This window comes from Paenibacillus sp. OAE614 (genome assembly GCF_040546645.1).
Classification (GTDB): Bacteria; Bacillota; Bacilli; order Paenibacillales; family Paenibacillaceae; genus Paenibacillus_AQ; species Paenibacillus_AQ favisporus.
This window is the reverse complement of sequence record NZ_JBEPOD010000001.1, coordinates 7228499-7253916: the sequence shown is the minus strand read 5'-3', so window position 1 is coordinate 7253916 and position 25418 is coordinate 7228499. Positions and strand designations below refer to the sequence as shown.

General features: G+C 56.5%; 17 protein-coding genes and 1 pseudogene. 8 read left to right on the top strand and 10 right to left on the bottom strand.

Going from position 1 to position 25418, the window contains the following annotated elements; translation table 11 throughout:
• Positions 1-21: 21 nt before the first annotated feature.
• Positions 22-582 carry a TetR/AcrR family transcriptional regulator gene (locus ABIE48_RS33170; protein ID WP_260869507.1) on the top strand — a complete coding sequence of 187 codons (561 nt, stop codon included), beginning with the start codon at positions 22-24 and terminating at the stop codon, positions 580-582.
• 264 nt (positions 583-846) lie between these two features.
• Here the strand turns inward: ABIE48_RS33170 and ABIE48_RS33165 are convergent, their stop codons facing one another.
• The 6 genes from ABIE48_RS33165 to cidR form a co-directional block, all read right to left on the bottom strand.
• The gene (locus tag ABIE48_RS33165; RefSeq protein WP_192716741.1) at positions 847-1821 is read right to left on the bottom strand and encodes a DNA-3-methyladenine glycosylase family protein; all 975 of its coding nucleotides are present in this window, start codon (positions 1819-1821) and stop codon (positions 847-849) included.
• Between the two features lie 215 nt (positions 1822-2036).
• The gene (locus ABIE48_RS33160; protein WP_192716742.1) at positions 2037-3917 is read right to left on the bottom strand and encodes an ABC transporter ATP-binding protein; all 1881 of its coding nucleotides are present in this window, start codon (positions 3915-3917) and stop codon (positions 2037-2039) included.
• Positions 3914-5641: an ABC transporter ATP-binding protein gene (locus ABIE48_RS33155; protein WP_192716743.1), complete on the bottom strand. Its 1728-nt coding sequence runs from the start codon at positions 5639-5641 to the stop codon at positions 3914-3916. Before ABIE48_RS33155 ends, ABIE48_RS33160 begins: the two co-directional genes overlap by 4 nt.
• Positions 5635-6177 (bottom strand): MarR family winged helix-turn-helix transcriptional regulator, encoded by a 543-nt coding sequence (locus ABIE48_RS33150; protein ID WP_192716744.1) that lies wholly within the window; start codon positions 6175-6177, stop codon positions 5635-5637. The genes ABIE48_RS33155 and ABIE48_RS33150 overlap by 7 nt, the downstream gene beginning before the upstream one ends.
• A gap of 156 nt (positions 6178-6333) precedes the next feature.
• A complete protein-coding gene (locus ABIE48_RS33145; RefSeq protein WP_192716745.1) occupies positions 6334-7704 on the bottom strand; it encodes an MATE family efflux transporter in 1371 nt (456 codons plus the stop codon).
• A 276-nt stretch (positions 7705-7980) separates the two neighbouring features.
• Entirely contained in the window at positions 7981-8874 is an 894-nt protein-coding gene (cidR, locus tag ABIE48_RS33140; RefSeq protein ID WP_105445544.1) for a cidABC operon transcriptional activator CidR, read from the bottom strand.
• 361 nt (positions 8875-9235) lie between these two features.
• Here cidR and ABIE48_RS33135 point away from each other — a divergent pair, with 361 nt between their 5' ends.
• Positions 9236-9607: a CidA/LrgA family protein gene (locus ABIE48_RS33135; protein WP_089549661.1), complete on the top strand. Its 372-nt coding sequence runs from the start codon at positions 9236-9238 to the stop codon at positions 9605-9607.
• Positions 9607-10281, top strand: coding sequence for a CidB/LrgB family autolysis modulator (locus ABIE48_RS33130; RefSeq protein WP_192716746.1), 675 nt, complete (start codon positions 9607-9609; stop codon positions 10279-10281). Before ABIE48_RS33135 ends, ABIE48_RS33130 begins: the two co-directional genes overlap by 1 nt.
• A gap of 4 nt (positions 10282-10285) precedes the next feature.
• Here ABIE48_RS33130 and ABIE48_RS33125 read toward each other — a convergent pair whose 3' ends face one another.
• The 3 genes from ABIE48_RS33125 to ABIE48_RS33115 form a co-directional block, all read right to left on the bottom strand.
• A complete protein-coding gene (locus tag ABIE48_RS33125) occupies positions 10286-11260 on the bottom strand; it encodes a Gfo/Idh/MocA family protein (RefSeq protein ID WP_192716747.1) in 975 nt (324 codons plus the stop codon).
• A 173-nt stretch (positions 11261-11433) separates the two neighbouring features.
• Positions 11434-13749 (bottom strand): helicase C-terminal domain-containing protein, encoded by a 2316-nt coding sequence (locus ABIE48_RS33120; protein ID WP_192716748.1) that lies wholly within the window; start codon positions 13747-13749, stop codon positions 11434-11436.
• A 165-nt stretch (positions 13750-13914) separates the two neighbouring features.
• Entirely contained in the window at positions 13915-16122 is a 2208-nt protein-coding gene (locus ABIE48_RS33115; protein ID WP_192716749.1) for a methyl-accepting chemotaxis protein, read from the bottom strand.
• A gap of 501 nt (positions 16123-16623) precedes the next feature.
• On the opposite strand from ABIE48_RS33115, the gene ABIE48_RS33110 reads away from it, so the two are divergent.
• Positions 16624-18468, top strand: a complete 1845-nt coding sequence (locus ABIE48_RS33110) for an LTA synthase family protein (RefSeq protein WP_354520474.1) — start codon at positions 16624-16626, stop codon at positions 18466-18468.
• A 263-nt stretch (positions 18469-18731) separates the two neighbouring features.
• Positions 18732-19712, top strand: a pseudogene (locus ABIE48_RS33105) (glycoside hydrolase family 113).
• 185 nt (positions 19713-19897) lie between these two features.
• Here the strand turns inward: ABIE48_RS33105 and ABIE48_RS33100 are convergent.
• On the bottom strand, positions 19898-20968 hold the full coding sequence (locus ABIE48_RS33100) for a LacI family DNA-binding transcriptional regulator (RefSeq protein WP_145027942.1): 1071 nt from the start codon (positions 20966-20968) through the stop codon (positions 19898-19900).
• 333 nt (positions 20969-21301) lie between these two features.
• Between ABIE48_RS33100 and ABIE48_RS33095 the strand changes: the two genes are divergently transcribed.
• From ABIE48_RS33095 to ABIE48_RS33085, 3 genes are read left to right on the top strand one after another with little or no spacing between them, the layout of a single operon-like run.
• The gene (locus tag ABIE48_RS33095) at positions 21302-21703 is read left to right on the top strand and encodes a hypothetical protein (protein ID WP_145027940.1); all 402 of its coding nucleotides are present in this window, start codon (positions 21302-21304) and stop codon (positions 21701-21703) included.
• Positions 21704-21713: 10 nt separating this feature from the next.
• Positions 21714-23459 carry an ABC transporter ATP-binding protein gene (locus ABIE48_RS33090; protein ID WP_192716751.1) on the top strand — a complete coding sequence of 582 codons (1746 nt, stop codon included), beginning with the start codon at positions 21714-21716 and terminating at the stop codon, positions 23457-23459.
• Positions 23443-25290, top strand: a complete 1848-nt coding sequence (locus ABIE48_RS33085; RefSeq protein WP_483312676.1) for an ABC transporter ATP-binding protein — start codon at positions 23443-23445, stop codon at positions 25288-25290. Before ABIE48_RS33090 ends, ABIE48_RS33085 begins: the two co-directional genes overlap by 17 nt.
• The last annotated feature ends 128 nt before the right edge of the window (positions 25291-25418 follow it).

Here is a 25418-nt window from a genome sequence, read left to right as displayed (position 1 = left end):
CGCCGGCAGGAGGACACTCCCATGAACGAATTCATCCTGAAAACAGCTTCCGCCCTGTTCATGGAGTACGGCTATGAGCCGGTCTCGCTGCAGCAAATTGCCCAGGTATGCGGCGTAACCAAGGCTTCCATTTACTATCACTTTGAAAATAAAGCCCAGCTCTTCACGGCAGCCGTCACCGCCATGATGCAGAAGGCGCGCAATGCTTCCCTCCGGATTATGCAGCAGGACAAGCCGCTCTACGACCGGCTCGTGGAGCTGGCCGAGAACAAGCTTCGTTTCCCGCACGGAGACTTTGAAACGATCATGCGCGATGCCAGCGCCTCGCTGGCGCCCGAACAGCTGGAGGAAATCCGCGTCAGCGAGGACCAGATTCACGATGTGCTGACCGTCAGCTTCACCGAGGCGATCACAAACGGGGAGGTGCGCTCCGCACACCCGCTCCTGATGGCGCACACGCTGGCATCCATGCTGATGATCGGCAACCGGGAGATTGCCAAAGAATTCGCCCCGTCCGCGGGCGAACTGGCCCGGGAGATCGTCAACATGTTCTGGAACGGGGTCGGCGTGCAGGAAGCGTAGCGGTTAGGACTGGTTGAAGGCGGCCTCGATGGGTTGGTGGCATGCGGCTCGATTATGTCCTAGCTCAATGGATGGATTGGCGTAACGCCCGCGAAAGATCCGCGCCGCTCAAGTCGTATAGACTTAACTGGCTGTTATGAGCCCACCCTATGAAGCCATTCCTGCCAACCGGTGCTTATGAGCCCGTTCTGATTAAAATGCCTATCTCCCTCAGAGGGTGCTTATGAGCACTTCCCTGCTAAGCTCCTTACAGGTCAGCCGCCGCTATTCTTCCAAGGCTTTCCGGGCCGACTTGCCGCGACCCGGCTTCTTCTGTTCCTTCTCCTGCTTCTGCCGCAGCTTCCACTCGTCGAGCCAAGCCCATAAGTAGTAAGCGGCGTAGCTCCGCCATGGCGACCAGCTGTGGCTGATCTCCAGCATGAGCGGAGAAGGCGGCTGGCTGTCAAAGTCCCACAGCACTTTCATTGCATTTTTCAGTCCGATGTCATCAGCCGGGAAGAAATCGGTTCGGCCCACGCTGAAGAGCAGGAAGCACTCGACCGTCCATTTGCCGACGCCGCGTATCGGGAGCAGCCTGTTGAAAATTTCTTCGTCCGCAAGGTCCGGCATGGCGTTAAGGTCGAGGGAGCCGTCCGCTACTTGCCGCGCCAAGCCGGTGATGTACTCGGCTTTTCGCCGGCTGAACTGCAGCGGCAGCAGCTCGTCCGGTTCGAGCGCGGCCAGCGCTTCCGGCTTCGGGAAGCTGTAGAGCGTATGGTCCCCGATCGTCACGGGGGTGCCGTACTGCTCGGTGATTCGCGAGACGAGCGAAGCGGCAAAGCTCAGGTTCATCTGCTGGCCGATAATTGTCCGCACCAGATTTTGAAACAAATTTGGCTCCAGCAGTATTTTCAGCCCATGCAGCCCCGGAAGAATGGAGCCAATAACAGGCTCATCTTCAAGCTGCGCATAGAACGGCCTGAGGTCCACATGGTTGGACAGCATTTTGCCTACATATACCCGGATGGCCTCGATTTCCTTCGAATTGCAGGCCTGCAGCAGCTCCACCTCCGCCGCCGGTCCCTGGCCGGTCTCCACCAAGGACACGGTGACCGGAATGTCGCGCCCTTCCGCCGGAATCACCTTCGTGAATACCGGGTATTCCGGATGAGCCAGCACGAGCCGGGGATTTTGCCCCCTGACCGCGACCATCGTTCGTTCGATGCTAAAGGGCGTAAGCAGCGGGATTGTTTCTTTCATGTTCCGTACCTCCTGACTCTTGTAAAGTGATCAAGCATTCGCCGCAGGTTCGGTCTGCGTTTTATATTCCTGAATGAACTTCTAAGATCAATATTGACAAACACACGTTCGATATTCAAGCATAAACTGCCAATATTCCAAAAAAAAGAGCAGCCGTGATGGCTGCTCTTTTGAAATGCGGATGATAAGGGTTGCGGGTGGGGTCACCTTCACCCTCAGACAACCTCCTGAATGCTTCCGCCGGAAAACTGGCTGTTATACAGATCGGCGTAGAAGCCGCCTTTGGCCAGAAGCTCCTCGTGGTTGCCCTTCTCGATCACACTGCCCTGGTTCATAACCAGGATCAGATCGGCGTCACGGATCGTGGACAGCCGGTGGGCGATGACGAAGCTCGTTCTGCCCTTCATCAGGTCGTTCATCGCCTTCTGAATATAGACCTCCGTCCGGGTGTCGACGCTGCTGGTCGCTTCATCCAGAATGAGGATGGACGGATCGGCCAGAATGGCACGCGCAATCGTCAGCAGCTGCTTCTGCCCTTGGGAAATGTTCGACGCTTCTTCGTTGAGCACGGTGTCGTAGCCGTCCGGGAGCGTACGGATGAAATGATCGGCATGAGCCGCCTTGGCCGCCTCGATCACTTCCTCGTTCGTGGCGCCGGCCCGGCCGTAAGCGATATTTTCCATAATCGTCCCGTTGAAGAGCCAGGTATCCTGGAGCACCATGCCGAAAATGCTGCGCAAATTGCCGCGCTTCAAGTGGGTAATGTTCACGCCGTCGATGGTGATCGCCCCGCCGTTCAGCTCATAGAAGCGCATCAGCAGGTTGATGAGCGTCGTCTTGCCGGCACCGGTCGGCCCGACGATGGCGATCGTCTGTCCCGGCTTCACGTCGATGTTCATGTCTTCAATGAGCATTGCGTCTTCCTTATAGCCGAACCGCACATGCTCAAACTGCACGGCACCTTTTGGATTGTTCAGGACAGCCGCATCCGCCGCTTCCGGCACTTCCTCTTCTTCATCCAGCAGCTCGAACACACGCTCCGCCGAAGCAATAGTGGACTGGATGATGTTCGCGATGTTGGCCGTCTGCATAATCGGCTGGGTGAACTGTCTGGCGTACTGGATGAACGCCTGCACATCCCCGATCGTAATGCGGCCGTGGGTGACGAAGATCCCCCCGACCACGCAGACCAGCACATAGCCGATGTTGCCGATAAACATCATCATCGGCATGATGATGCCGGAGATGAATTGGGCTTTCCAGCCGGAGCTGTACAGCTTTTCGTTGATTTTGTTGAAATCTTCGACAGACTCCCGCTCGCGGCCAAAGGCCTTCACGATTTTATGGCCCGTGTACATTTCTTCGACATGGCCGTTGAGCTGTCCCAGAGAGGCCTGCTGGGCCATGAAATGCTTCTGGGACCGGGAAGCTACCGCTTTGATGACGATGAAGCTGAGCGGCAGCGTCACGATCAGAATCAGCGTCATCCATGGGCTGATCGACAGCATCATCACGATGACGCCGACCAGCGTCACGATCGACGTGATCAGCTGCGTCAAGCTCTGCTGAAGCGTGGTGCTGATGTTGTCGACGTCGTTGGTCGCGCGGCTCAGGATTTCCCCATGCGTCCGGGAATCAAAATATTTCAGCGGCAGGCGCGACAGCTTCGCATTGATCTGCTCCCGCATGTCGTACACGACCTTCTGCGCCACGCCGGCCATCAGATACTGCTGGATGTAGCTGAACGCTGCGCTGAACAAGTACAAACCAATCAGAATGAGCAGGATTTGGGTGATGTAGGTAAAATCAATGCCGGCGCCCGGCGTCCCCTTCGCCATGGCGATGACGCCTTCCAGCAGCTTGGTGATCGCCTTGCCGAGAATTTTCGGGCTCGCGATGCTGAACACCGTACTGAGAATCGCCGTCAGGAAAATAACGATCAGCGTCCCACGGCGTGGCCGCAAATACCCTACCAGTCGCTTCAGGGAGCCCTTGAAGTCCTTGGCCTTCTGCGCAGGCATCATTTGGCCGGGATGGCCGCCAGGATGCCGAGGTCCTCCCATCGGAGGTCCGGGTCTTCTGTTTTGCTCACTCATGCGATCTCCTCCTCTGACAGCTGTGAGGATACAATTTCGCGGTAGACGTCACTGGTTTCCATCAGCTCGCGGTGGGTGCCGATGCCCGCAATCCGCCCTTCGTCGAGGACGATGATCCGGTCGGCGTCCATGACCGTGCTGACCCGCTGCGCCACGAGCAGAACGGTTGCGTCGCGCGTCACCGGCTTCAACGCGCTGCGCAGCTTCGCATCCGTCTTGAAATCAAGCGCCGAGAAGCTGTCGTCGAACGCATAGATTTCCGGTCTGCGTACCAGCGCCCGCGCGATGGACAAGCGCTGCTTCTGCCCGCCGGACACGTTGTTTCCGCCCTGGGCAATTTCCGACTCAAAGCCGTCTTTCATATTCATAATAAATTCGGTCGCCTGGGCGATATCCGCCGCTTCGCGGATCTCTTCATCGGTGGCGTCCTTTTTGCCGTAGCGGATATTGTCCGCAATCGTCCCGGTGAACAGCAGCGCCTTCTGCGGCACGAAGCCGATCTTGGCGCGCAGCTCCTCCTGCGTCATCTCGCGGACGTCGACCCCGTCGACCAGCACGCTGCCTTCCGCTACATCATAGAAGCGCGGAATCAAGCTGAGCAGCGTCGACTTGCCGGAACCGGTGCCGCCGATAATCGCCGTGGTCTCCCCCGGCTTGGCGGTGAATGAAATCCCCGACAGCGCCGGCTGCTCCGCGCCCGGATAACTGAACGTCACGTCCCGGAATTCCAAATAGCCGCGTCCTTCTTCAGAGGATTGTGCAACGAGCGGATCGTCGATATCGGGCATAACGCTGAGCACTTCGTTAATCCGCGCAGCGGATGCGGAAGCGCGCGGAACCATGACGAAGATCATGGAGACCATGATCAGGGAGAACATGATCTGCATGGCGTACTGGATAAAAGCCATCAGGTCACCGACCTGCATATGTCCGTCCCTGATGCGCAAGCCGCCGAACCAGACGATGGCGATGGTCGATAAGTTCATGACGATCATCATGATCGGCATCATGGCCGCCATGATTTTGTTGACCCGGACCGCCGTACTGGTCAGATCGTAGTTGGCTTCCTTGAAACGCTCCTGCTCATGCTGAATCCGGTTGAACGAACGAATGACCCGGATCCCGGTCAGATTTTCGCGGAGCACCCGGTTCAGTTTGTCCAGCTTGACCTGCATCGCCTTGAACAGCGGCAATCCCATCCCGGCTATGATGGCAATGGAGCCCGCCAACACCGGAACGATCACAACGATGATCAGGGACAGCTTAGCGTCCTTGGACACCGCCATAATAATTCCGCCGATACACATCATCGGCGCGCTGATCATCATCCGCAGCATCATGGTCAGCACCTGCTGGGTCTGGGCGATATCATTGGTGGTGCGGGTAATGAGCGAAGCGGTGCCCAGCTTGTCGAATTCCTGCAGGGAGAAATTCTGGACATGCTGGAATACCCGGCTGCGCATCGATCTGCCGAATCCGCCCGCCACTTTGGCGGACAGGTAGCTCGCGGCGATGGAGCAAATGGCACCACCCAGAGCTACGGCCAGCATAAAGCCGCCGATTTTCCAAATGTAAGGAATATTCCCCTCGATGATGCCCTTATCCACGATGTCCGACATCAGCGTCGGGAGATACAGGTCCGACATGGACTGCAGAAACACAAGCACAAATGTGAACAGGATCAGAAGCCAGAACGGCTTCAATGAACGAAAAAGCTTCAGCATGTTGGCACTTCACCTCCATCTGATGAATCATTCTGCGTTTTGCTTTCATAATACTTATAAGCCTTGGTCAGCAGCTCGGACAGCTTCTCGCTCTCCTCGATGCCCAGGTGATCGACAAGCCCCCTGAAGGAATGGATCGTCGCCTTACGGGCTTGGATAATCGCTTCCCGCCCCTCTTCGCTGAGCCTGATCCGGACCACCCTTCGGTCCGCCTCATCCGGCGTCCGTACGATCCATTTCTTCTTCTCCAGCGCTTTGACAAACTGGGTGACGGTCGGAGAAGTGACCCCCAGCATCGCACTGATCTCGGACACCTTCAGTCCCGGGCTATCCGGCTCGACATGACGCATGAGCAGAACCATCAGCCCCATCTCGCTCATCTTCAAGCCTTCGATTACCCGGTGGCGAAACTCACCCCTGTTAAATCGCATGACCGCCTGAAGCAGCTGGACAACGGTTTCGTGGTGCTGATCATGCTCCTGCGGTTCACTACCCTGGCAGAAGGCTTTCTGACGGTTGTTGCCATCGTCGTTCATGACGCCAACAATCCTCCTTTCTCAAACGTGCTATGAAGGATGAGATCCCGCACAAAAAATAATTAGGTCACCAATTAAATAGGCAACCTAATTATATGGTCTTTCCGTTTTATATGTCAATTAAAACATATCTAATAAAGTCCAACAATATTTTGTTCATGGATCGGCTGTGCTTGCAAGATCAGGATTCCGCAGCAGACGTTTCACCGTCGCCGCAAACAAGATGCAGCAGGTGACCGCCGCGCAGGCATCTGCAATCGGCTCGGCCATAATGACGGCATCGGCTTTGGGCGATATGAACTCCGGCAGCACAAAAACCAAAGGAATCAGCAAAATAATTTTACGCAGAACGGCAATAAAGATGGACACCTTAGCCTGCCCAAGCGCAAGAAACATCTGCTGCAGCGCCAGCTGAATGCCGTAAATGCATGTCCCCAGAAAAAAGACCGGCATCAGCCTTTCCGTCAGCGCAATCAATTCAGCCTGATCCGTGAAAATCATGACGGGAAACCGCGGCAAGAACACCGCCACCGCCCACATCACGATGCCGAGGACACCGCAAACGGCCGTACAAAACCGGATCGCTGCCTTCACCCTTGCATAGTCTCCCGATCCATAGTTGTAGCCGATGACCGGCTGTGCTCCCTGCGCAAAGCTGGATAAAGGCAGGGAAAACAGCTGCATGAGGCTGGTCAGAATGCTGATTGCGCCCACATACAAATCGCCGCCATACCGTGCAAGGGAAATATTAAACACGATCTGGATCAGGCTTTCCGTCGACTGCATGATAAAAGGGGACAGCCCCAGCGCAAGGATGCGGCACGCCATCCGGGGGTTCACCCGCAGGTTGCGGAGCCGAAGACGAAGGTGGCTGCGCCTGGAGGTAAGAAACGACAGCACCCATATAGCGGACGCAGTCTGGGAAATGACGGTTGCCAAGGCGGCCCCGCGGACACCCATATGCATCGGAAATATAAAAAGGGGTGCCAGGATGGCGTTCAGCATGGCTCCGGCACAGACTGTGGCCATTGCCGTTTTGGCAAAACCCTGAATGGAAATAAAAGAATTCAGTCCCAGGGACATCAGCACGCTGACCGTCCCCAGCAAATAGATGTCCATATAATCACTGGCATAGGGCAATGTTTTACCGCTCGCCCCGAAGGCGATTAACAGGGGACGGTGAAAACACAGCAGCACCGCCGTCAGCATTCCCGAAACGAACAGGAGCATCAGACAGCAGCTGCCCAGCAGCTTCTCCGCTTCCTTTGGTTTCCCTTCCCCCAGCTTCATGGAGGCCAGCGGAGCGCCGCCAAGGCCGATAAGGGCCGCAAACGCCGAGATGGTCATGATCAGCGGGAAGGCGATGCCCAGTCCGGTTAATGCAAAGGTACCGCCTCCCGGCATCCTGCCGATCAGCATCCGGTCGACGACATTGTACAGCGCGTTGACGATTTGAGCCGCAATCGCCGGAAGTGCAAGAGACAACAGCAGCTTGGGGATGCTCCCCGCGGCAAACCGGCTGCTCATTTCATCATGGTTGATTGTAAATCAGTCCTTTTCGCTCGTAGTTCCGTAGAAATGCGCATTTCCATCTTTCATTATATCAGACTGAAATCGCATGAAAACACGAGTTTTAAGGCATCTATACGGCCGTTTAAGGGTTGTAAAATATAAAAATAATGAGGAGATACACGTCTGAATCCAAAATGCCTTAAAAGCAAAAATAGGAGGTCTGAGAAGGTGTAGGTAAATGTAATTTTATCTTGTAACCTCATTAAAAATAATGCGTTTCAGTCTGCCCGGTTACCCCCTGTCCTCCATCAACTTCCCCTGCGTAAACGCGATCCATTCCCGCGCGGCATAGGACAGGTAACGGTCCCTGCGCCAGATCATCCCCAGCTGCCACGGAATGACCGGTTCCACCAGCGGCATAATCCGGATCCGCTCCCGGTTGATTTCCCGGCAGATCGTTTCCGGCAGCAGGGCGATACCCAAATTGGCGGCGACCATTCCGCTGATCAAGTCCCATTGGGAGCTTTCGTAGACGATATGCGGCTGGAAGCCGACCTTGACGCATTCCGTAATGATCCGGTCATGCAGCGCAAAGTCCTCCCGGAACAGCACGAAGTTCTCTTCCGCCAGATCGGCAAGACCGGCGCACTCGCGGTGCGCAAGACGGTGAGACGGGTGCACCAGCAGCATCAGGTTTTCCCGGACGAACGAAAACGAGTGGAACAGCGAGTCGTCGGTCGGCAGCACCACGACGCCAATGTCGAGCAAACCGCTTTCTACGTCGACCTCCACCTTTTTGGCGCCGTCCTCAAAGATCTGCATCGTCACCTGCGGGTATTTCTGATGGAACTGCCCGATCACCTCAGGGAAAAAGCTCGATCCGACCATCGGTGGCAGGCCGAGGCGGATATGTCCCTTCTTCAGATTTTTCAAATCGCCGAGCTCGGAGGACAAGCTCTGGAACGACTTCACGATCGGCTGCGCCTGCTCGTAAATAATGCGGCCGGCATCGGTCAGCACCACCTTTTTGCCTGAACGGTCAAACAGGGTGACGCCCAGCTCCTCCTCGATGTTGCGGATCGTTTTGCTGATCGACGGCTGCGTGATGTAGAGCGATTCCGCCGCCTTCGTAAAACTCTGCAGCCGGGCGACCTCCATAAAATACTGCAATTGGCGGATGTCCATACGTCGTTCTCCTTTTCTTTGAATATGGAGTCCAAGTGGCCTGCGGTGGATCCATATAAGTTGACCTAATGAATACGATGCAAGCAAGGGAGTAAAATGATTCCGAAGAAGCGAAGCAGTCACACTTGGCTTTCGGATTTCTACCTCACGTGGGTTCAATACAATCAAGAAATCCGAAAACAAGAGTGATCGTAGGGACATTTTACGTACTTGCCCTACCATCCATTTCAATTATTCAACTTATACGTCATCCTTATGCCATAGCCATATGGAATGATATCCATTCGATATATGCATTTTACCTATGAAAATAAATGCTGTAAAATTTTCATTATAAATGAAAGGAAGGCGAAAACAATTGATGAAGCATGCCGTCAAAGGGACCTTTCAGGTCGCCGTTTTAATGCTGTTTTCATATGCGATGAACCAGCTGGCCGGTCTGCTGCATCTGCCGGTGCCGGGCAGCATTCTCGGAATCATCGTGTTGTTTCTTTTGCTCGAATCCGGCGTCGTCAAGCTCGAATGGATCGAAGTCGGAGCGAACTGGCTGCTCGCCGAGCTCCTGCTCTTCTTTATCCCGGCCGCCGTCGGGGTGATGAAATATTTTGCGATGCTGGAGAGCGACGGGGTGCGAATCCTGCTCGTCGTTATTTTCAGCACGGTCGTGGTCATGGCCAGCTCCGGCTTGACCGCCGCACGCATTGCCAAACATAAAGAACGGAAGGTGTCATGATGATCGGTCTCATCTGTCTATTGCTAACCCTCGTGATCTACATGGCAGCCAAACGATTGTATAAGCGGTATCCCAAAGTGTATTTGTCGCCGCTGCTGGTGACGCCCTGCATCATTATTATTTTCCTGCTGTGCACGCATATTCCCTATGAACATTACAACTCCGGCGGGAAATGGCTGAGCGATATGCTCCAGCCTGCGACGGTCGCCTTTGCGGTGCCGCTCTATAAAAATTTTAAAGTACTCAAAAAGCACGCCGTCGAAATCGTCGTCAGCGTGCTTACCGGTTCCTTCATGGCTATGATCTCTTCGGCGGTGCTCGCCAAAGGGCTGAAGCTGGACACTTCATTGGTGACCAGCCTGATCCCCCGCTCGATCACGACGCCGATCGCCATGAACGTATCGCAGGTCATCGGCGGGGTGCCGAACATTACGGCGGTCTTCGTCATTATGACCGGCCTGCTCGGCTCCGTACTCGGGCCGATGATTCTGCGCCTCCTGCGGATCGAGAACGAAATCGCCCGCGGCGTGCTGCTCGGCACGAGCGCCCACGGGACGGGGACGTCCGTGGCCTTCGGCTTCAGCTCGATGAGCGGAGCGATCTCCAGCGTCTCGATGATCCTGGCCGCCCTGTTCACGCTCGGCGCGGCGCCGCTGCTCATGCTGATGTGGTAAGGAGTTAGAGGCGGACCGGCTTGCCGGTAGATGCCGAGGCCAACGCGGCACAAGTCACGGCCTGCGTCCGGCAGGCATCCTCATAGCTTGAAAGAATACGGGAGCGGTCTCCGGTGCGCAGCGCATGGAGAAACGCTTCCGTTTCGCGTACATAGGGGCTCCCCTGCTCCGTATATTCCGTCGTGACGCCGGGCGCCGTCAGCTGCAGCCGCTGCGGGTTCCAATCGACAATCCCCCGGTCGGTGTAGAACGTCAGTCCCGTCTTGCTCAGCCCGCCGCCTTCCGGCAGGACGCATGTGTTGGAGATGTTCGCTACCACGCCGCTTGCCAGGCGGAGCGTAACCGTTCCTACGTCGGCGACCTCCACCCCGCCCACCTGGCTCTGCTTAACCCGGTCCCCGTAAAGCGCATACACTTCTTCCACTTCGCCGGCCGTATATCGAAGCATGTCGACCATATGCGTCGTCTGCTCGATGAACTGCCCGCCGGAGCCGCTTTGCCGTCTCCACCAGGACACGCCCGGCATGCTGTCCATCCACCGTCCCAGCACCATACCGGTCGTATGGTTCGACAGTTCCTCCTTCAGCCGCGCCGCATTGTGCTGGTAGCGGAAATGGTACCCCACCGACGTCAACAGCCCCGTCTCGCGGACCCGGGCCAGAATTTGTTCCGGCAAGCTGGTGTCGAGCCCAAGCGGTTTTTCCACCAAAAACGGAATACAGCGCTCAATCAGCTTCATTTCGATTTCGCCGTGTGCCATCGGCGGCACGCAGATATACACCGCGTCGAGTGGTCCCGCGTCCAGCATAGCATCCAGATCCTCATATCCCTCGGCGCCGTAACGCCGCGCCATCCGTTCTGCTTTCTCCAGGCTTGTACCACAAACCGCCGTCAGCTTTACTCCATCCATCCCCGCCAAGTTGTCGGCATGTACGCCGCTGAACCATCCGGTTCCGATCAATCCGATACGAAGTGTCATCCTGCGCGATCCCACCTTATCCTGTTTTCTCCACTATACCGGGGTCCGTCCCGTTTGGCTACGATTTGTTAGGAACGCATCGCACGCCCTCGTATCCATCCCGTTCGCGGAACCAAATCCCGACGAGACCAAGCTGCCTGGCGGACCACTTCGCTGTGCCGCGTCTCGCCCGTCTAAGGTCTCCCGACGGTGAATCCCTTCCACTCATCCGGGAGCAGCCCCTGATAGTGCCGCTGGAGAAAACGGTCGTCGACCAGCACCAGCACGCCCGTATCCTGCTCGGAGCGGATCAGCCGCCCTCCGGCCTGCAGCACCTTGTTCATCCCCGGGAACACGTAGGCGTAATCATACCCGCTTTTCCCGTTTTCATTGAAGTAATCCCGAATCAGGTTCCGTTCAAAACCAAGCTGTGGCAAGCCCACGCCGACCACGACGACGCCTCCCAGCCGATCCCCCTGCAGGTCGATGCCTTCGGAGAAAATGCCCCCGAGCACGGCGAAGCCGACGAGCGTATCCTCATTGTCCGCCTGGAACGCCGCGAGGAACCGCTCCCGCTCCTCCTCGGCCATTCCGGTATCCTGCACGATGATGCCAACCTCCGGGTGCAGCTCCGCAAAAGGCTCGACCACCATACGCATATATTGGTACGACGGGAAAAAGACCATGTAATTCGCTTTGCGCTCCGATATGAGGCCATGCAGCAGCTTCACCAGCGCGTCCCGGGTGTCGTCCCGGTCCCGGTACCTGGTGGACAGCGGCTCGATGCGCACATCCAGCTGCTCCCGGCTGAACGGCGACGGCACGGACAAGCTGTAGTCCTCCTCGCCGGCGCCCAGCATGTCCCTATAGTAGGACAGTGGAGACAGAGTGGCCGAGAAGAACACGGTTGAGCGGAAGCCTTTTCCCGCCTGCGCGAGCAAGTAGGACGGATCCATGCAGAACAGCTTCAGCACGCAGTCGCCGCCGTGAATCTCGGCATACGTCAGAAAGCGTTCGTCATACAGCTTGGCGATCCGGATATAATGCTGCGACGCAAAATAGGCATCCAGCAGCTGCTCCTGCAGCCCGGGGTCACCTTTGGGAGCCAGCAGCTCCCGCTCGGCTTCGGCGATGAACAGCGTAAGCAGCTCCCCCAGCTCCAGGGGCTGTTCCTGCCACTGCTTCTGGCGGGCTTCGCCCATTTCCTTTTTCAGTTCGATAAAAAATTTATTGACCGCATCCGCCGCCTTCTGAACCCCGGCATCCACGCCCTTGTATCCGCGCTTCAGCTCGAGAAATGCCGCCTTGCCGATCTCAGCCGAGAACATGTCCCGGCCACGATCAACGAGGTTATGGGCTTCGTCCACGAGCAGCACCGTCTGCCTCTTCTGTTCCTCGGGCAGCCGTTTGAACGAAACCCGCGGATCAAAGATGTAATTATAGTCGCAAATGACCGCATCCGCTGCGTAGGCCGCGTCCAGCGAAAACTCAAAGGGACATACCTGATGCTTGCGCGCGTAACGCTCAATGACGGCGCGGTCCATCACCGTTTCCTGGGACAGCATGTCCAGAACCGCCCCATTAACCCGATCATAGTAGCCGTCCGCAAACGGGCAGGCGTCCTTCCGGCAGACCGTCTCCTCCTGAAAGCAAACTTTGTCCTTGGCCGTAATCGTCACCGTCTGCAGCCGCAGCCCTTTGGCCTGCATCAGCGCAAAGGCCTGCTCGGCGGCCGTTCGGGTGATCGTCTTGGCCGTCAAATAAAAGATCTGCCCAAGCAGCCCCTCCCCGATGGCCTTCACGGACGGAAACAGCGTGGACATCGTCTTGCCGATCCCCGTCGGGGCCTTGGCAAACAGCTTCCGCTTCTCCTTCACCGCCTGATAGACCGCTCCCGCCAGCTTGCGCTGCCCTTCCCGGTAAGTGTCGAACGGGAACGGCAGCGCGCGGATGCTCTCATCCCGGAGATGCGCATTTTTCAGCCGGAGCGCGGCATACGGGGTGTAGACCTCGAGCACCCCCATCACAAAGGCCTCGAGCTCCGCCAGCGTCAGCATCCGCCGGAAACGGCGCTCCGTGCCGGTATGCGTCTCGACGTAGGTGAGCTGCACCGTCATCCGGTCCAGGCCGTGGTCCATGGCATAAATATAGGCGTAAACTTGGGCCTGTGCCCAGTGAACGGGCTTTCCGTCCCCCTCCATCGCATCCAGGCTTGCAGCGGTCGATTTGATCTCATCGATCATCCAGCCGTCATCCTTTTGGATCAGGCCGTCGCATCTTCCTTCAATGACATAAGTCAGGTCCCCGAAGGAGATCTCCCGCTTGAGGAACACCTCCTTCTGGTCGCCTTCCCCGTAAGTTTTCTGCACCTGCTGGTGAATTCGTGTGCCTTCAACCATGGCGGTGGCCGACCGGAATCCGGAATCGATATCCCCGCTTGAGAAAGCATATTCCACCAGCGGCCGGACCGATATCCGAACCTCCGCCCGCTCCCGGTTTTCTTCAGACATAAGATCACCCGTTCCCCTTGTTTTTCCCATCATACCATAATGGAGCAGGCAGTCCCAATGGCGCTATCCACGTAAAAAGCCCGTGCCGCCCTGATAAAGGGGCACGAGCTTTGACTAGTGAACTCATCCGGCAGCGGCAGGTCACACGACGCCACCGTCTTCCTGCTATCTTCTCCGCGTCTCGGTCAGGCGGAACTGGTTGACAAGCTGAAGCAGCGATCCGGTGATGGACTCCACATTTTCCGATGTGCCGCGGACGTGCTGCATGTCCTCCTGCAGCTCCTGCAGGGTGCCTTCCACCTCTGCCGAAATGCTGCGGTTTTCGATGCTGACGGCGGCTACCTTTTCCATGATGCCCACCACTTCACCGACCATCTTGGTCTTGAGGCTGTCCTGGCTGCCAGCCTGTCCCAGCATTTCAGAGGCCGAAGCGACGATTTTCGTGCCCTCCTCCACCGCCCGGCTGCCTTCGTCCATGGAGGCAAAGGCCAGTTCCACCTGCCCGCCGATCTGCCGCAGCGTCCGCTGGATCTGCTCGGTGGAATGCCGGGTAAGCTCGGCCAGCTTGCGGATTTCCCCCGCCACTACCGAGAAGCCTTGACCGTGCTCGCCCGCCCTCGCCGCTTCGATCGACGCGTTCAGCGATAACAGATTGGTCTGCTTGGAAATGTTCTCAATGGCCGTCAGCAGGCCGGCAATATCCCGCGTCGTTTCCATAAACGTCCGAATGGTCCGGTTGCTCTCCTCCACCTTGTCCTGGATTTGCTTCATCTTGTCGCCGATATGCTGCACTTCGCTTTGCGCCACCGCAATTTGCTGAGCGGCCGCCTCCTCGATTTTCCGCAGACTAACACTCATCTCCACCGACACGTCCTTGGCCACGTCAATATCCTTCAGCTGGCCGCGGATGCCGCGGATCATGCTGTGAACCTTCCCGCTCACCCGCTCCGTGGAGCTGGCGGTCGACTGGGCCGTCGCATGCTGTACGTGCTGGCTGTCCTGAACGTCCTGCGCCGCCTGCTTAACCTGCAGCATGATGCCTTCCAGGGCATCGATCATGCTGTTTACCCATTTGCCGAGCTCCTTGGCCTCGTCATCCGCAAATTCGCGCAGGTCCAGCCGCTGCGTCAAATCCCCTTTGCCTTCGGCATTGATTCGGATGAACCGGCTCAGGCTGCGTAAATGCTCCGCCGTCCGCCGCGTCCCCCTGCGTTCAAGAACTGAGACCGCGATCCAGCCGAACAGCAGGTTTGCCGCTAGAACCGCGATCAGCCCCGTGACCGGAGGCAGACTCAAGACCAGCAGGCCGAATAGAAGACCGTTCAGCACCACGCCCGCCAGGCCTGTCATCAGGTGCATTTTCTTCATCTTCCAACCGAAGCTCCGGAAGCGGTACACTTCCTCCAAATCCCCTTCGCACATCATCCCCCATAGATCCGGGCAATGCGGAAGCTGAAAAGTAACCCCTTTACCGATCACCGGAATGTGCCGGTAGTCCGAATATCCCGGAAACTCCACAAACAGATTGCTCCCGTTCTGTATCGTGTTCGCCACCCCTGGATGCAGTTCTCCCGTGGCCGGGTCCTTGAACACCAGCTCCAGCTCGGTATGGTTCTTTACCTGAACCGTCCCGTAGTCGGTCCGCACCCCTTCTTTCAGGTTATCGCCGTGCGTAAAGGTAAAGTCCTCGAAGCGGCTCCGCGACAGCGCCGTTCCGGGCGCAACGTTCTTGTTCAGTCCCGGCTTGGCCATGAAAATGTAGTTATCGCCTGAATCGGGATATACATGCCCCTGCTCCCGCTGGATCAAGTCGCCCAGGACATCGTTTGGAACCCGGCCGCACAGCGCCCCTTTCCACTCACCATCATTCATGACCGGCAAAATAAACATCAGCGTCATCGCGTCGTGAAATGCTGAAGTACTCGGTCCGACCTCTACTGTGGCCGGGTCGGAATAGGGGCCGAACAGGCAAGGACTCCCCTGCAGCGTATACTTCAGCCCCGGCTCGATCAGGCCCTCCCGGCTGCAGCTTGCCCCGATGCGGGACGGATGGGTGGAGTATACCACCTTCATGTCGTCACGAATCAGGAAAATCTCCGAGAAATCGGCACCTCTCTTCATATAGGAAGCGAACAGTGGCTCCAATGCAGCGGCCCCAGCAGGATCCTGGACGATATGGCCGAAGTTTGGGCCAAGCTGTATGCTCAAACGCTCCAAATGGGACCAATACTCCGTAACCCAGCTCTCTAATATTTGTATACGATTCTGGGCAATTCCCTCAAAAATGTTTTCGATATCCTCTTTCAAATGACGGTTTAACCGGTACGACCACCAGAGCGGCAGCCCCGTTGTAAAGCCCAGCCAGTCGAACATCCCCCTCAACCCCTTCAGCAAAAATAACATTATGTGTTAACTTATTTAACACAATATGTTTTTCGCACATTTTACCTAAAATACAGGCCCGGTTCAACACAATATTTTACAGTTTTTAGGGGGTTATTGACCGGTGGGAAATAAGCAGTGTACCGCAGTGTTCAGCGGGGTGTCGTGGTGTTACGGCTCAGCCCGCCGTACCCTGGCGGATCGGAAATCCGGACGTTTTCAAAGAATGGATCAGAGGAGCGGCGGAAGCGGTTCATTTACTTCCCAATATGGTAAATGATAACTAGAAATGACAAGGATTCGCCTTTTGACATCTTTCTGAGCCGAAGGCATAATAAACCTATTGCCCTCGATTCCATGCGACAAAAGGGCTCAAGCAACCGCAGGATATTCAATTTTATGCGCAATCATCCAGCTTTTCGCGCGATATACTCAGCTGCCCGGCTTAGACCAGCCAGTCAGCCCGTCATTAAAAGGAAGGAAGTTGGTAACGTGTCTTCACTTCGTGGATTTCTGCGAAAACCGTTTGTCTTATTCACCATTCTTTTAATTTTAAAGGGGTATTTGGCATGGGCCGTTACATTTAATGACCTGATGCCATGGAAGCCCATCATTACCGAAATTCCGTTTATTTGGCTCGTGTTCTGTCTGATTGAGTGGTTTGCCGGCAAGCGGAAATTCGGCGCTTATGTCATCGCCAACCTGCTGCTGACCACGATCTTTTTCGCCGTCATTATGTACTTCAAATACTATGGCGTCATCGCGACTTACCATGCCCTGGAGCAGGTCAACCAGGTTACGGCCGTCCGCAACAGTGTTTTTTCGCTGATGGACCCTTACTATTTGCTGATCTACGCCGACATCGTCGTGATCTTTGTCATCATGGTGCGCGGCCGTAAAGCGCGGCAATGGAAGGATCAGACCAGCCGCCGGGCCCGCCGGAGCGTCGTTACCGTGCTGTTCATCCTGTCCCTCGTGATCTGCCTGTTTAATATCGTTCCGAACCGGGCCAGCATGAACGAGATCACAAAAGCCCAGCAAATGGGCATTTTGAATTATGAAGCGTATACGATTTTCTCCAAGAAGAAAGAGGACATCGTTCCGCTGAACCGCATTACCCAGGCTTCGATCGATGAACTCAAAGGTATCAAGAAGACCGATCAGCCGCAGCATTTCGGGGATGCCAAAGGCAAGAACGTGATCATTATCCAGCTGGAATCGTTTCAGAATTTCCTGATCAACCTGAAGATCGACGGCCAGGAAATTACGCCTAATATGAACAAGCTGGCCAAAGAGCAGTACTACTTCCCGAACTTCAACCAAATGGTCGGCCAAGGCAATACATCGGATGCCGAATTCGTCGTGAACACCTCGTTCTATGTTCCCCCGAGCGGGGCAGCCACGCAGAACTATGTCGACAAGAAGCTGCCGAGCCTGCCGAGGCTGATGGAGAGCAACGGTTACGCGACCGCGACCTTCCATACGAACGACGTTGAGTTCTGGAACCGCGGGGAGCTGTATTCGTCCCTTGGCTTCCAGCATTATTACGACAAGTCCTTCTTCGGTGACGAAGACTCCTTCTTCTTCGGCCCATCGGATGAAGTGCTGTATAAGAAGACTGCCGCGAAAATGAAGGAAATGGACCAGGAAGACAAACCGTTCTATGCCCAGGTCATCTCGATGTCGGCGCATCATCCGTTCACGATTCCGGAGAGAAAATACCACATGCAGCTCCCTGAGCGATACGACGGTACGTTTGTCGGAGATTATATCCGCGCCCAGAATTATGCGGATTATGCGCTGGGCCAGTTTATCGATGAACTGAAGACTAACGGCCTCTGGGAAGACAGCCTCATCGTCATCTACGGGGATCACATGGGGCTGCCGCTGTACTCCCTGGACCGTGATGATAAAGAATTGATGAAGGAAATTTACGGACATGAATATTCCTATTCGGATATGATTAACATCCCGCTGATTCTGGCGGGCGGCTCGATCCAACATCCGGAAGTGAACAACACGGTGGGCGGACAGGTCGACATCCTGCCGACGGTCGCCAATCTGACGGGCGTTTCCGTCAAAGACCATATTCATTTCGGACAGGATCTCTTAAATCAGAGCTATAATCTGATTCCGGAGCGTTATTATTTGCCGACCGGTTCCTTCCTGACCGGCAATGCGCTCTTCGTGTCGGGAGCCGGATACGAGGATGGAGCGCAGTACCCTCTGAGCGGCCGGACCTCGGTAGACGGCGGCACTACGGAAGACGAATATAACCGGGCGCTTAAGCTCCTTAATTTGTCCGACAGCTACGTGAATCAGCAGCCGCTTAAATAGAGAATGGCCTCATGCATATCAAGCCTTGCCTGTACAATTACGGGCAGGGCTTTTTTTGCTATTGTTATCATTGTGTTATCTACTTTTCACACATCCCATCTCCACACAACACGGGCAGACTACCTATAAATCATCATATTTCCTCAGCCGCACACTTGATCTTCAGGCGTATTTTGTTTATAACAAGTATATAAAGTTATCATAACCAAATAACAAAATACACTAACAAAATAACACAAGAAGAGGTGCACACGGTGAATTTGATGCGCAATAACTTGCTGGAAGGATATATCGGCGGCATGACCTGGGGATGGACCGGCATCCGGGGAACATGGAACACCCCTGAGGCCGGACATTCAATGGAGGAAATGGTAAAACGCCTCGGCGTGAACTGGACGGCCGTCACCTTTGCGGCCCTGCAGGATACGGCCCATTCGACGGAAATCCACTTTGCGGAAGAGCCGACCGTAACGGATGAAGAGGTTCGCCATGCAATTGCCTCCGCCAAGCGTCTCGGCTTGCGCGTCTGCCTGAAACCGGTCGTCAACTGCGCCGACGGAACTTGGCGGGCCCATATTAACTTTTTCGATATTGACGTGCCTTGTGAACCGAAATGGTCCGAGTGGTTTGACTCTTATACCCGGTTTATGCTGCACTATGCGGCTATTGCTGAGGAAACCGGCTGCGAAATGCTGTGCATCGGGTGCGAAATGGTGCAGACCGACCGAAGGGAACGGGAATGGCGCGAGCTCATCCGCCAGGTTCGGCAAGTATACTCCGGCATCATTACCTATAACTGCGACAAATATCAGGAAGGTCAGGTGGCTTGGTGGGATGCAGTGGATGTCATTTCATCCAGCGGCTATTACCCGATCGACAGCTGGGAAGAGCAACTGGACCGCATTGAGCCGGTCGTCCGCCGGTACGGCAAGCCCTTCTTCTTTATGGAGGCGGGATGTCCCAGCCGGACCGGTTCGAGCCGGATTCCAAACGACTGGGGACTGCCCGGAGATCCAAACGAGGACGAACAAGCCGCCTATTATGAGCGGATGTTTGAAGCCTGTGCCAGCCGTTCATGGGTGGGAGGATTTATGCTGTGGGACTGACCGGCAGCGCTGTATGCACCAGAGGACGCCGCCGAGAATGATGATTACTGCCCTTATGCAAAAAAGGCGGAGGGCCTCATCCGCGATCATTACACGGCACAAATCCGCGAGCTCGGTGGACTGCCTGCCCAGCCGTAAGCGATCTAAAGGGCGCACAGGAAGACAGAACCTCGCGATTTCAGCTCTTTCAGCCTGCACATACGGCAACCCTGTGCACTTTCCGGAAACTTAGAAACTTCCTTTATCGATAAAAAGCATCCTGCCTGTTGGGCGGGATGCTTTTTGTTATGGCCGGCTGAGATTTCATCGTACCTGCCGTGATGTCAGCTCCCGGAGCCATCCGGAGCCGGTGCCGTGGAATCGCGGTAGACGATATCGCCGGCGAGCAGGATTTTTTCCAGAGGCGTATCCGCTTTTTCCATTCGTTCGAGCAGCTTTTCAACAGCCCGGCGGCCCATCGCCTCCTTCGGAACATGGACGGTCGTCAGAGACGGACTGCCCTTGGCCGCATCGGCGATATTGTCAAATCCGGAGACCGACACCTCCTCCGGAACCCGCACGCCGAGCTCGATCAGGATATCCCGGGCCGTCAGCGCAATCGCATCGTTGGCGCAGACCAGTGCGGTCGGCAGCGATTTGGATTTGATTTTCCGCGAGATCCACGACCGGATCTCGGGCTCGAAGCTGCCGTTCTCCAAATCGGGAAGCGGAATGACCAGCCCTTCCTGGCTCGGCAGCCCCTGCTCATCCAGCGCCGTCCGGTACCCGATGGAGCGGTCCCGGAAGCTGCGCGAATACCGGTCGTTTCCGATGAACTGCAGCCGCTGATGGCCGATGCCGATCAGGTGGGTCGTCAGCCGGGCCATCACATCCATATTGTTCGCAAAGACCGTGTCGGACGGAATGAGCGGATCCTCCATGTCGACCAGCACGATCGGTAGCCCCATCCGGTGCACCTCCAGCAGCAGCGGCGTGGAAATTTCCCCGACCCCAATGAGTCCGAGAATCCCTTCCGGATTCAGGAGGCTCACAAAGTTGTCCACGTTCTGCTCAGAGATGATCACCATGCCCAGTCCCCGTTCCTCGAGGCTGATCGAAATCCCCTCCATAATCTTGCCCCAGTACAGCGATTCCCTGTTCTGAAAACGGATATTGGGCATCAGGACGATCACGGAATGCTTCGCGCCGCTGCGCTTAAGCGTATGGGTTTCCGTGCGCGGGCTTCTCATATAAGCTTTCTTTTGCGAAAAATACCCGAGCTGGGAAGCCGCCTGGATCACCCGCTCCCGGGTCATTTCATTGACTCCGCCCTTGCCGGACAGCGCCTTGGATACAACGAACTTCGATACGCCCAAGTGGTCGGCGATTTGCTGCATCGTAATCTTTTTGGCCATCGTCTCTATTTCACCTCAAATAAACTGTCATTCATGTTACGAATATCATTAAGGGCTGCATCGGCCTGCCGTTTCCAGGGCGGTTTAGATGCCGGTGATACTCCGGGTCCGGATACAGCCGTTTCTGGAATCATGTTTGTTAGTCTGAAGAATCAACAACATTATAACAAAATGGGCGCCGGCATTATATAGAGACGATAACGAAGAACAGTGAAAGCTGGACCTTTCCAGATTTAGGGTAAAAAGAATTGACTCTAATCACACGATCGTATACATTTGTATACAAACAGCAATACACGTATACACATCCACTAATTCTAAGGAGTGACGTCAATGAAAGAAGATATGAACAACGAGGGCGGCCGCTGGGAGCGAGGCGACCGGCGAGGCGGGGGCCGCGGACACGGGCACCACGACCACGGCCGGCGCGGCAAAAGGGAGCATCACGGCGACGACGAGGGCGGCCGGAGCTTCCAGAGCGCCCAGACGTTTCGGCGCGGCCGCGTGCTGATGTTTCTGGAGCGTATGCAGGTCATGCGCAGCACGCTGATGCAGCAGCTGAGCCAGCCCGAGTTCCAGCCGATCCAGCAGGTCATTACCGGTGAGCTGAAAGCCGTTGACCAGATGATCCAGGAGTACATCCATACGTTTGAGCTGCGCGAAACGGGGGATGGCGGAGCCCCGGGTCCTTCGCCGGGAGGCCAGGCGCAGGCTGCCGATTCTGATACCAAGTGAGGTCCCGCCCATGTGGAAACTGATGATATCCTACCTTCGTCCCTATAAGGTGTCGGCTCTGCTGGCTCCTCTGCTGATGCTGCTTGAGGTATCCATGGACCTGCTGCAGCCAGCGCTGATGGCGAACATCGTTAATAAAGGAGTTGTTCCCGGCGACCTTGCGTACATCGAGCGAACGGGTATTCTGATGATCGGGGTTGCCGTAGTCGGCCTGCTTGGCGGCGTAGGGTGCACCGTCTTTTCAACTTATGCCTCTCAGCATTTCGGCACCGATCTCCGGGACCATCTGTTCCGGAAAATACAAACCTTTTCCTTCCGCAATCTTGACGAGCTGAAGACCGGATCGCTCATCACCCGGCTGACAAACGACGTCGTTCAGCTGCAGACGGTAGTCCAGATGATCCTGCGGAGCATCCGCTCCCCGCTGCTGTTCCTCGGCAGCCTCATCCTGGCCCTCTGGATCAGTCCCCGGCTGACGCTGGTTCTGGCGGTATCGATTCCCGTCCTGGTCGTATTTCTGGTGCTGCTGATCCGGAAGTCTTTTCCGCTGTTCGGCCGGGTTCAGTCGATGCTCGACCAGGTGAACGGCGTCCTGCAGGAGAACCTCGCCGGCATTCGGGTCGTCAAGGCCTTCGTCCGCGCAGGCTATGAACGCAAGCGCTTTGCCGGCGCTAACGGCGATTACACGAAGGAGGCCATCTCGGCCAACCGGCTCTTGGGGCTGAACATGCCGGTCATGACGCTGATCCTGAATTTGAGCATCGTGGCGGTGCTCTGGTACGGCGGTGCCCTTACCCGCGGCGGATCCCTTCCCGCCGGCGATTTGATCGCTTATATCAATTACGTGACCCAGCTCCTGTTCGCCATGCTGATGGTAAGCAACATGCTGACTTTCATCTCCCGGGCCAGAGTCTCCGCGGCCCGGGTGCAGGAAGTGTTTGACGCGCAGCCGGACATTGTCGATCCCACCGGCGCCCAGGCCAAGGAACCGGCGGCCGCGGACGTGGTCTTCGAGAATGTATCCTTCGGTTACGGGGAGCATCCGCATGCCGATCCGGTGCTCAGCGGGATCAGCTTTACAGCCAAACCGGGACAGACGACCGCCATTCTCGGCGTTACCGGATCCGGCAAATCCTCGCTCGTGCATCTGATCCCGCGGCTCTATGACGCCACCGGCGGCCGGGTGCTCATCGGCGGCACGGATGTCCGCGACATCCCGCTGGACATCCTGCGCGGGATGGTGGGCATGACGCTGCAGCAGTCCGTGCTGTTCAGCGGCACGGTGCTGGATAACATCCGTTACGGCCGGCCCGGCGCTCCGCTGGAGGAAGTGACCGCCGCGGCCAAGGCCGCCCAGGCCCACGATTTCATCATGCAGATGCCGGACGGCTATGAGACCGTGATCGGGCAAAAAGGCGTCAACCTGTCCGGCGGGCAGAAGCAGCGCCTGTCGATCGCCCGCGCGCTGCTCGTTAAACCGCGGATTCTCATCCTGGACGACAGCACGAGCGCGGTCGACGTCGGCACGGAATCGCGCATCCAGGCGGCGCTGAAGGAGCTGATGAACCGCAGCACCAACATCATCATCGCGCAGCGGATCAGCTCGGTCATGGAGGCCGACCAGATTCTGGTGCTGGAGAACGGCTCCATTGCCGCCCGTGGGACCCACGAAGAACTGCTGCGGACCAGCGCGATCTATCAGGATATTTACCGTTCGCAGCGGAAGGAGGAAGATACGCATGCCGCAGCCAACTAAACCCGCCGGCGCTGAAGCCGGCCGCGGGGGCTCTCCCATGATGGGCCATGGACCCGGCCGAAACATGGTCATGCAGAAAGCCAAGCCCAAGCAGGCAGGCGCCACCCTCAGAAGACTGTGGGCCTATCTGAGTCGCCAGCGGTTCGGGTTGGTCATCGTATACGTTACGACCATTCTCAGCGCGGTCATTTCCCTGATTGGCCCTTTCCTGCTCGGCAAAGCGATCGACCGCTTCATTATGCCGAAAGAGCATGACGGCTTCTGGTCTCTCTGCCTGCTAATGATCGGCATCTATGCACTGGGCAGCGTCGTTTCCTGGATTCAGGTGTACGTCATGACGGCCGTTTCCCAGCGCACCGTCTTAGCCCTCCGCCAGGACCTGTTCGATAAATACCAGCAGCTACCGCTGCGCTTTTTCGATACCCATCCGACCGGAGAACTGATGAGCCGCACAACCAATGACATCGAGAACGTGTCGAACACGCTGAACCAGAGCGTAACGCAGCTCTTGAACAGCATCATTACGCTGGCCGGGTCGCTGGTCATCATGCTGAGGCTCAACCTGCCCCTTACGCTCGTCAGCCTCATCAGCATTCCGCTCGTGCTCGTGGCAACACGCCAAATCACGCGGCTGACCCGAAAGCTGTTCAAAGCCCAGCAGCAGCACCTCGGCGAGCTCAACGGCTTTATCGAGGAGACCGTCAGCGGGCAGAAAATCGTCAAGCTGTTCCGGCGGGAGCCTGTCGCGGTCGAGCAGTTCCAGAAGATCAACCAAAAGCTGAATCAGGTCGGAATCCGCGCGCAGATCGCCTCCGGCATGGTCGGGCCGGTCATGAACATGGTGAACAACCTCAGCTTCGCCTTGATCGCGGCGGCCGGCGGCTGGATGGTGCTGCAAGGGCACACCTCCGTCGGCATCGTCGTCAGCTTTCTGAACTACTCCAAGCAGTTCGGCCGGCCGATCACCGAACTGGCCAACCAGTTCAACCTGATGCAGTCCGCTATTGCGGGTGCCGAGCGCGTATTTGAGATTTTCGACCTCGAAACCGAGTATGCCGAAGACCACAAGCGGGCCGTCGCGGAGCTTGGAGAGGTGAAGGGCAGCGTCGAATTCCGGAATGTAACTTTCAGCTATAAACCGGGAACGCCGGTGCTGCAGGACGTATCCTTTACCGCCGAGCCCGGCCAGATGATCGCCCTCGTCGGCCCGACGGGTGCAGGCAAAACGACGATCATCAACCTCCTGACCCGGTTCTACGAGATCGACCAAGGCGACATTTGCATCGACGGGGCGAGCATCCGCGATATGGATAAAGACAGCCTGCGGAGCAAGGTGGGGATCGTCCTCCAGGACGCCTACGTTTTTTCCGGCAGCATCCGCGAAAACATCCGGTTCGGACGGTTAGATGCGACCGATGCCGAAGTGGAGCATGCCGCGAAGCTGGCGAATGCCGACCGCTTTATATCCCGTCTGCCGGACGGGTATGATACCGTCCTGGCCGCCGAGGGCAGCAATCTCAGCCACGGCCAGCGCCAGCTGCTGACCATCGCCCGGGCGATCCTGGCCGATCCGGCCATCCTTATACTGGACGAAGCCACCAGCAGCGTCGATACCCGGACCGAAATGCATGTCCAGGAAGCGATGCAGACGCTCATGAAGGGACGGACCAGTTTTGTCATCGCCCACCGGCTGAGCACGATTCAGGATGCGGACCGGATTCTGTTCATCAACGGCGGACGCATTGCCGAGCAGGGGAGCCACCTTCAGCTGCTGGAAACCAAAGGTTTTTATTATGACTTGTACACCAGCCAGTTTCAGCGGGCGATATAACTTATTGGGTATAAGAAAAACGTCTATCGACGTACCTTCAAAGAAGACAGACCGCGTCTAAAGGAAGTTTTTCTTGCGAGATCAGGAAGCAGAAGCTCCGAAATTTATACTATCTGATCTCTAAAACA

What these genes read in the sequence shown, in the direction of transcription:
- ABIE48_RS33135 (WP_089549661.1), top strand. Translation starts at nt 9,236, where the DNA reads ATGAAGCATGCCGTCAAAGGGACCTTTCAGGTCGCCGTTTTAATGCTG.
- ABIE48_RS33100 (WP_145027942.1), bottom strand. Translation starts at nt 20,968, where the DNA reads ATGGCCAAAAAGATTACGATGCAGCAAATCGCCGACCACTTGGGCGTA.
- ABIE48_RS33170 (WP_260869507.1), top strand. Translation starts at nt 22, where the DNA reads ATGAACGAATTCATCCTGAAAACAGCTTCCGCCCTGTTCATGGAGTAC.
- ABIE48_RS33155 (WP_192716743.1), bottom strand. Translation starts at nt 5,641, where the DNA reads ATGCTGAAGCTTTTTCGTTCATTGAAGCCGTTCTGGCTTCTGATCCTG.
- ABIE48_RS33130 (WP_192716746.1), top strand. Translation starts at nt 9,607, where the DNA reads ATGATCGGTCTCATCTGTCTATTGCTAACCCTCGTGATCTACATGGCA.
- ABIE48_RS33085 (WP_483312676.1), top strand. Translation starts at nt 23,443, where the DNA reads ATGCCGCAGCCAACTAAACCCGCCGGCGCTGAAGCCGGCCGCGGGGGC.
- ABIE48_RS33095 (WP_145027940.1), top strand. Translation starts at nt 21,302, where the DNA reads ATGAAAGAAGATATGAACAACGAGGGCGGCCGCTGGGAGCGAGGCGAC.
- ABIE48_RS33150 (WP_192716744.1), bottom strand. Translation starts at nt 6,177, where the DNA reads ATGAACGACGATGGCAACAACCGTCAGAAAGCCTTCTGCCAGGGTAGT.
- cidR (WP_105445544.1), bottom strand. Translation starts at nt 8,874, where the DNA reads ATGGACATCCGCCAATTGCAGTATTTTATGGAGGTCGCCCGGCTGCAG.
- ABIE48_RS33165 (WP_192716741.1), bottom strand. Translation starts at nt 1,821, where the DNA reads ATGAAAGAAACAATCCCGCTGCTTACGCCCTTTAGCATCGAACGAACG.
- ABIE48_RS33125 (WP_192716747.1), bottom strand. Translation starts at nt 11,260, where the DNA reads ATGACACTTCGTATCGGATTGATCGGAACCGGATGGTTCAGCGGCGTA.
- ABIE48_RS33120 (WP_192716748.1), bottom strand. Translation starts at nt 13,749, where the DNA reads ATGTCTGAAGAAAACCGGGAGCGGGCGGAGGTTCGGATATCGGTCCGG.
- ABIE48_RS33115 (WP_192716749.1), bottom strand. Translation starts at nt 16,122, where the DNA reads ATGTTCGACTGGCTGGGCTTTACAACGGGGCTGCCGCTCTGGTGGTCG.
- ABIE48_RS33160 (WP_192716742.1), bottom strand. Translation starts at nt 3,917, where the DNA reads ATGAGTGAGCAAAACAGAAGACCCGGACCTCCGATGGGAGGACCTCGG.
- ABIE48_RS33090 (WP_192716751.1), top strand. Translation starts at nt 21,714, where the DNA reads ATGTGGAAACTGATGATATCCTACCTTCGTCCCTATAAGGTGTCGGCT.
- ABIE48_RS33145 (WP_192716745.1), bottom strand. Translation starts at nt 7,704, where the DNA reads ATGAGCAGCCGGTTTGCCGCGGGGAGCATCCCCAAGCTGCTGTTGTCT.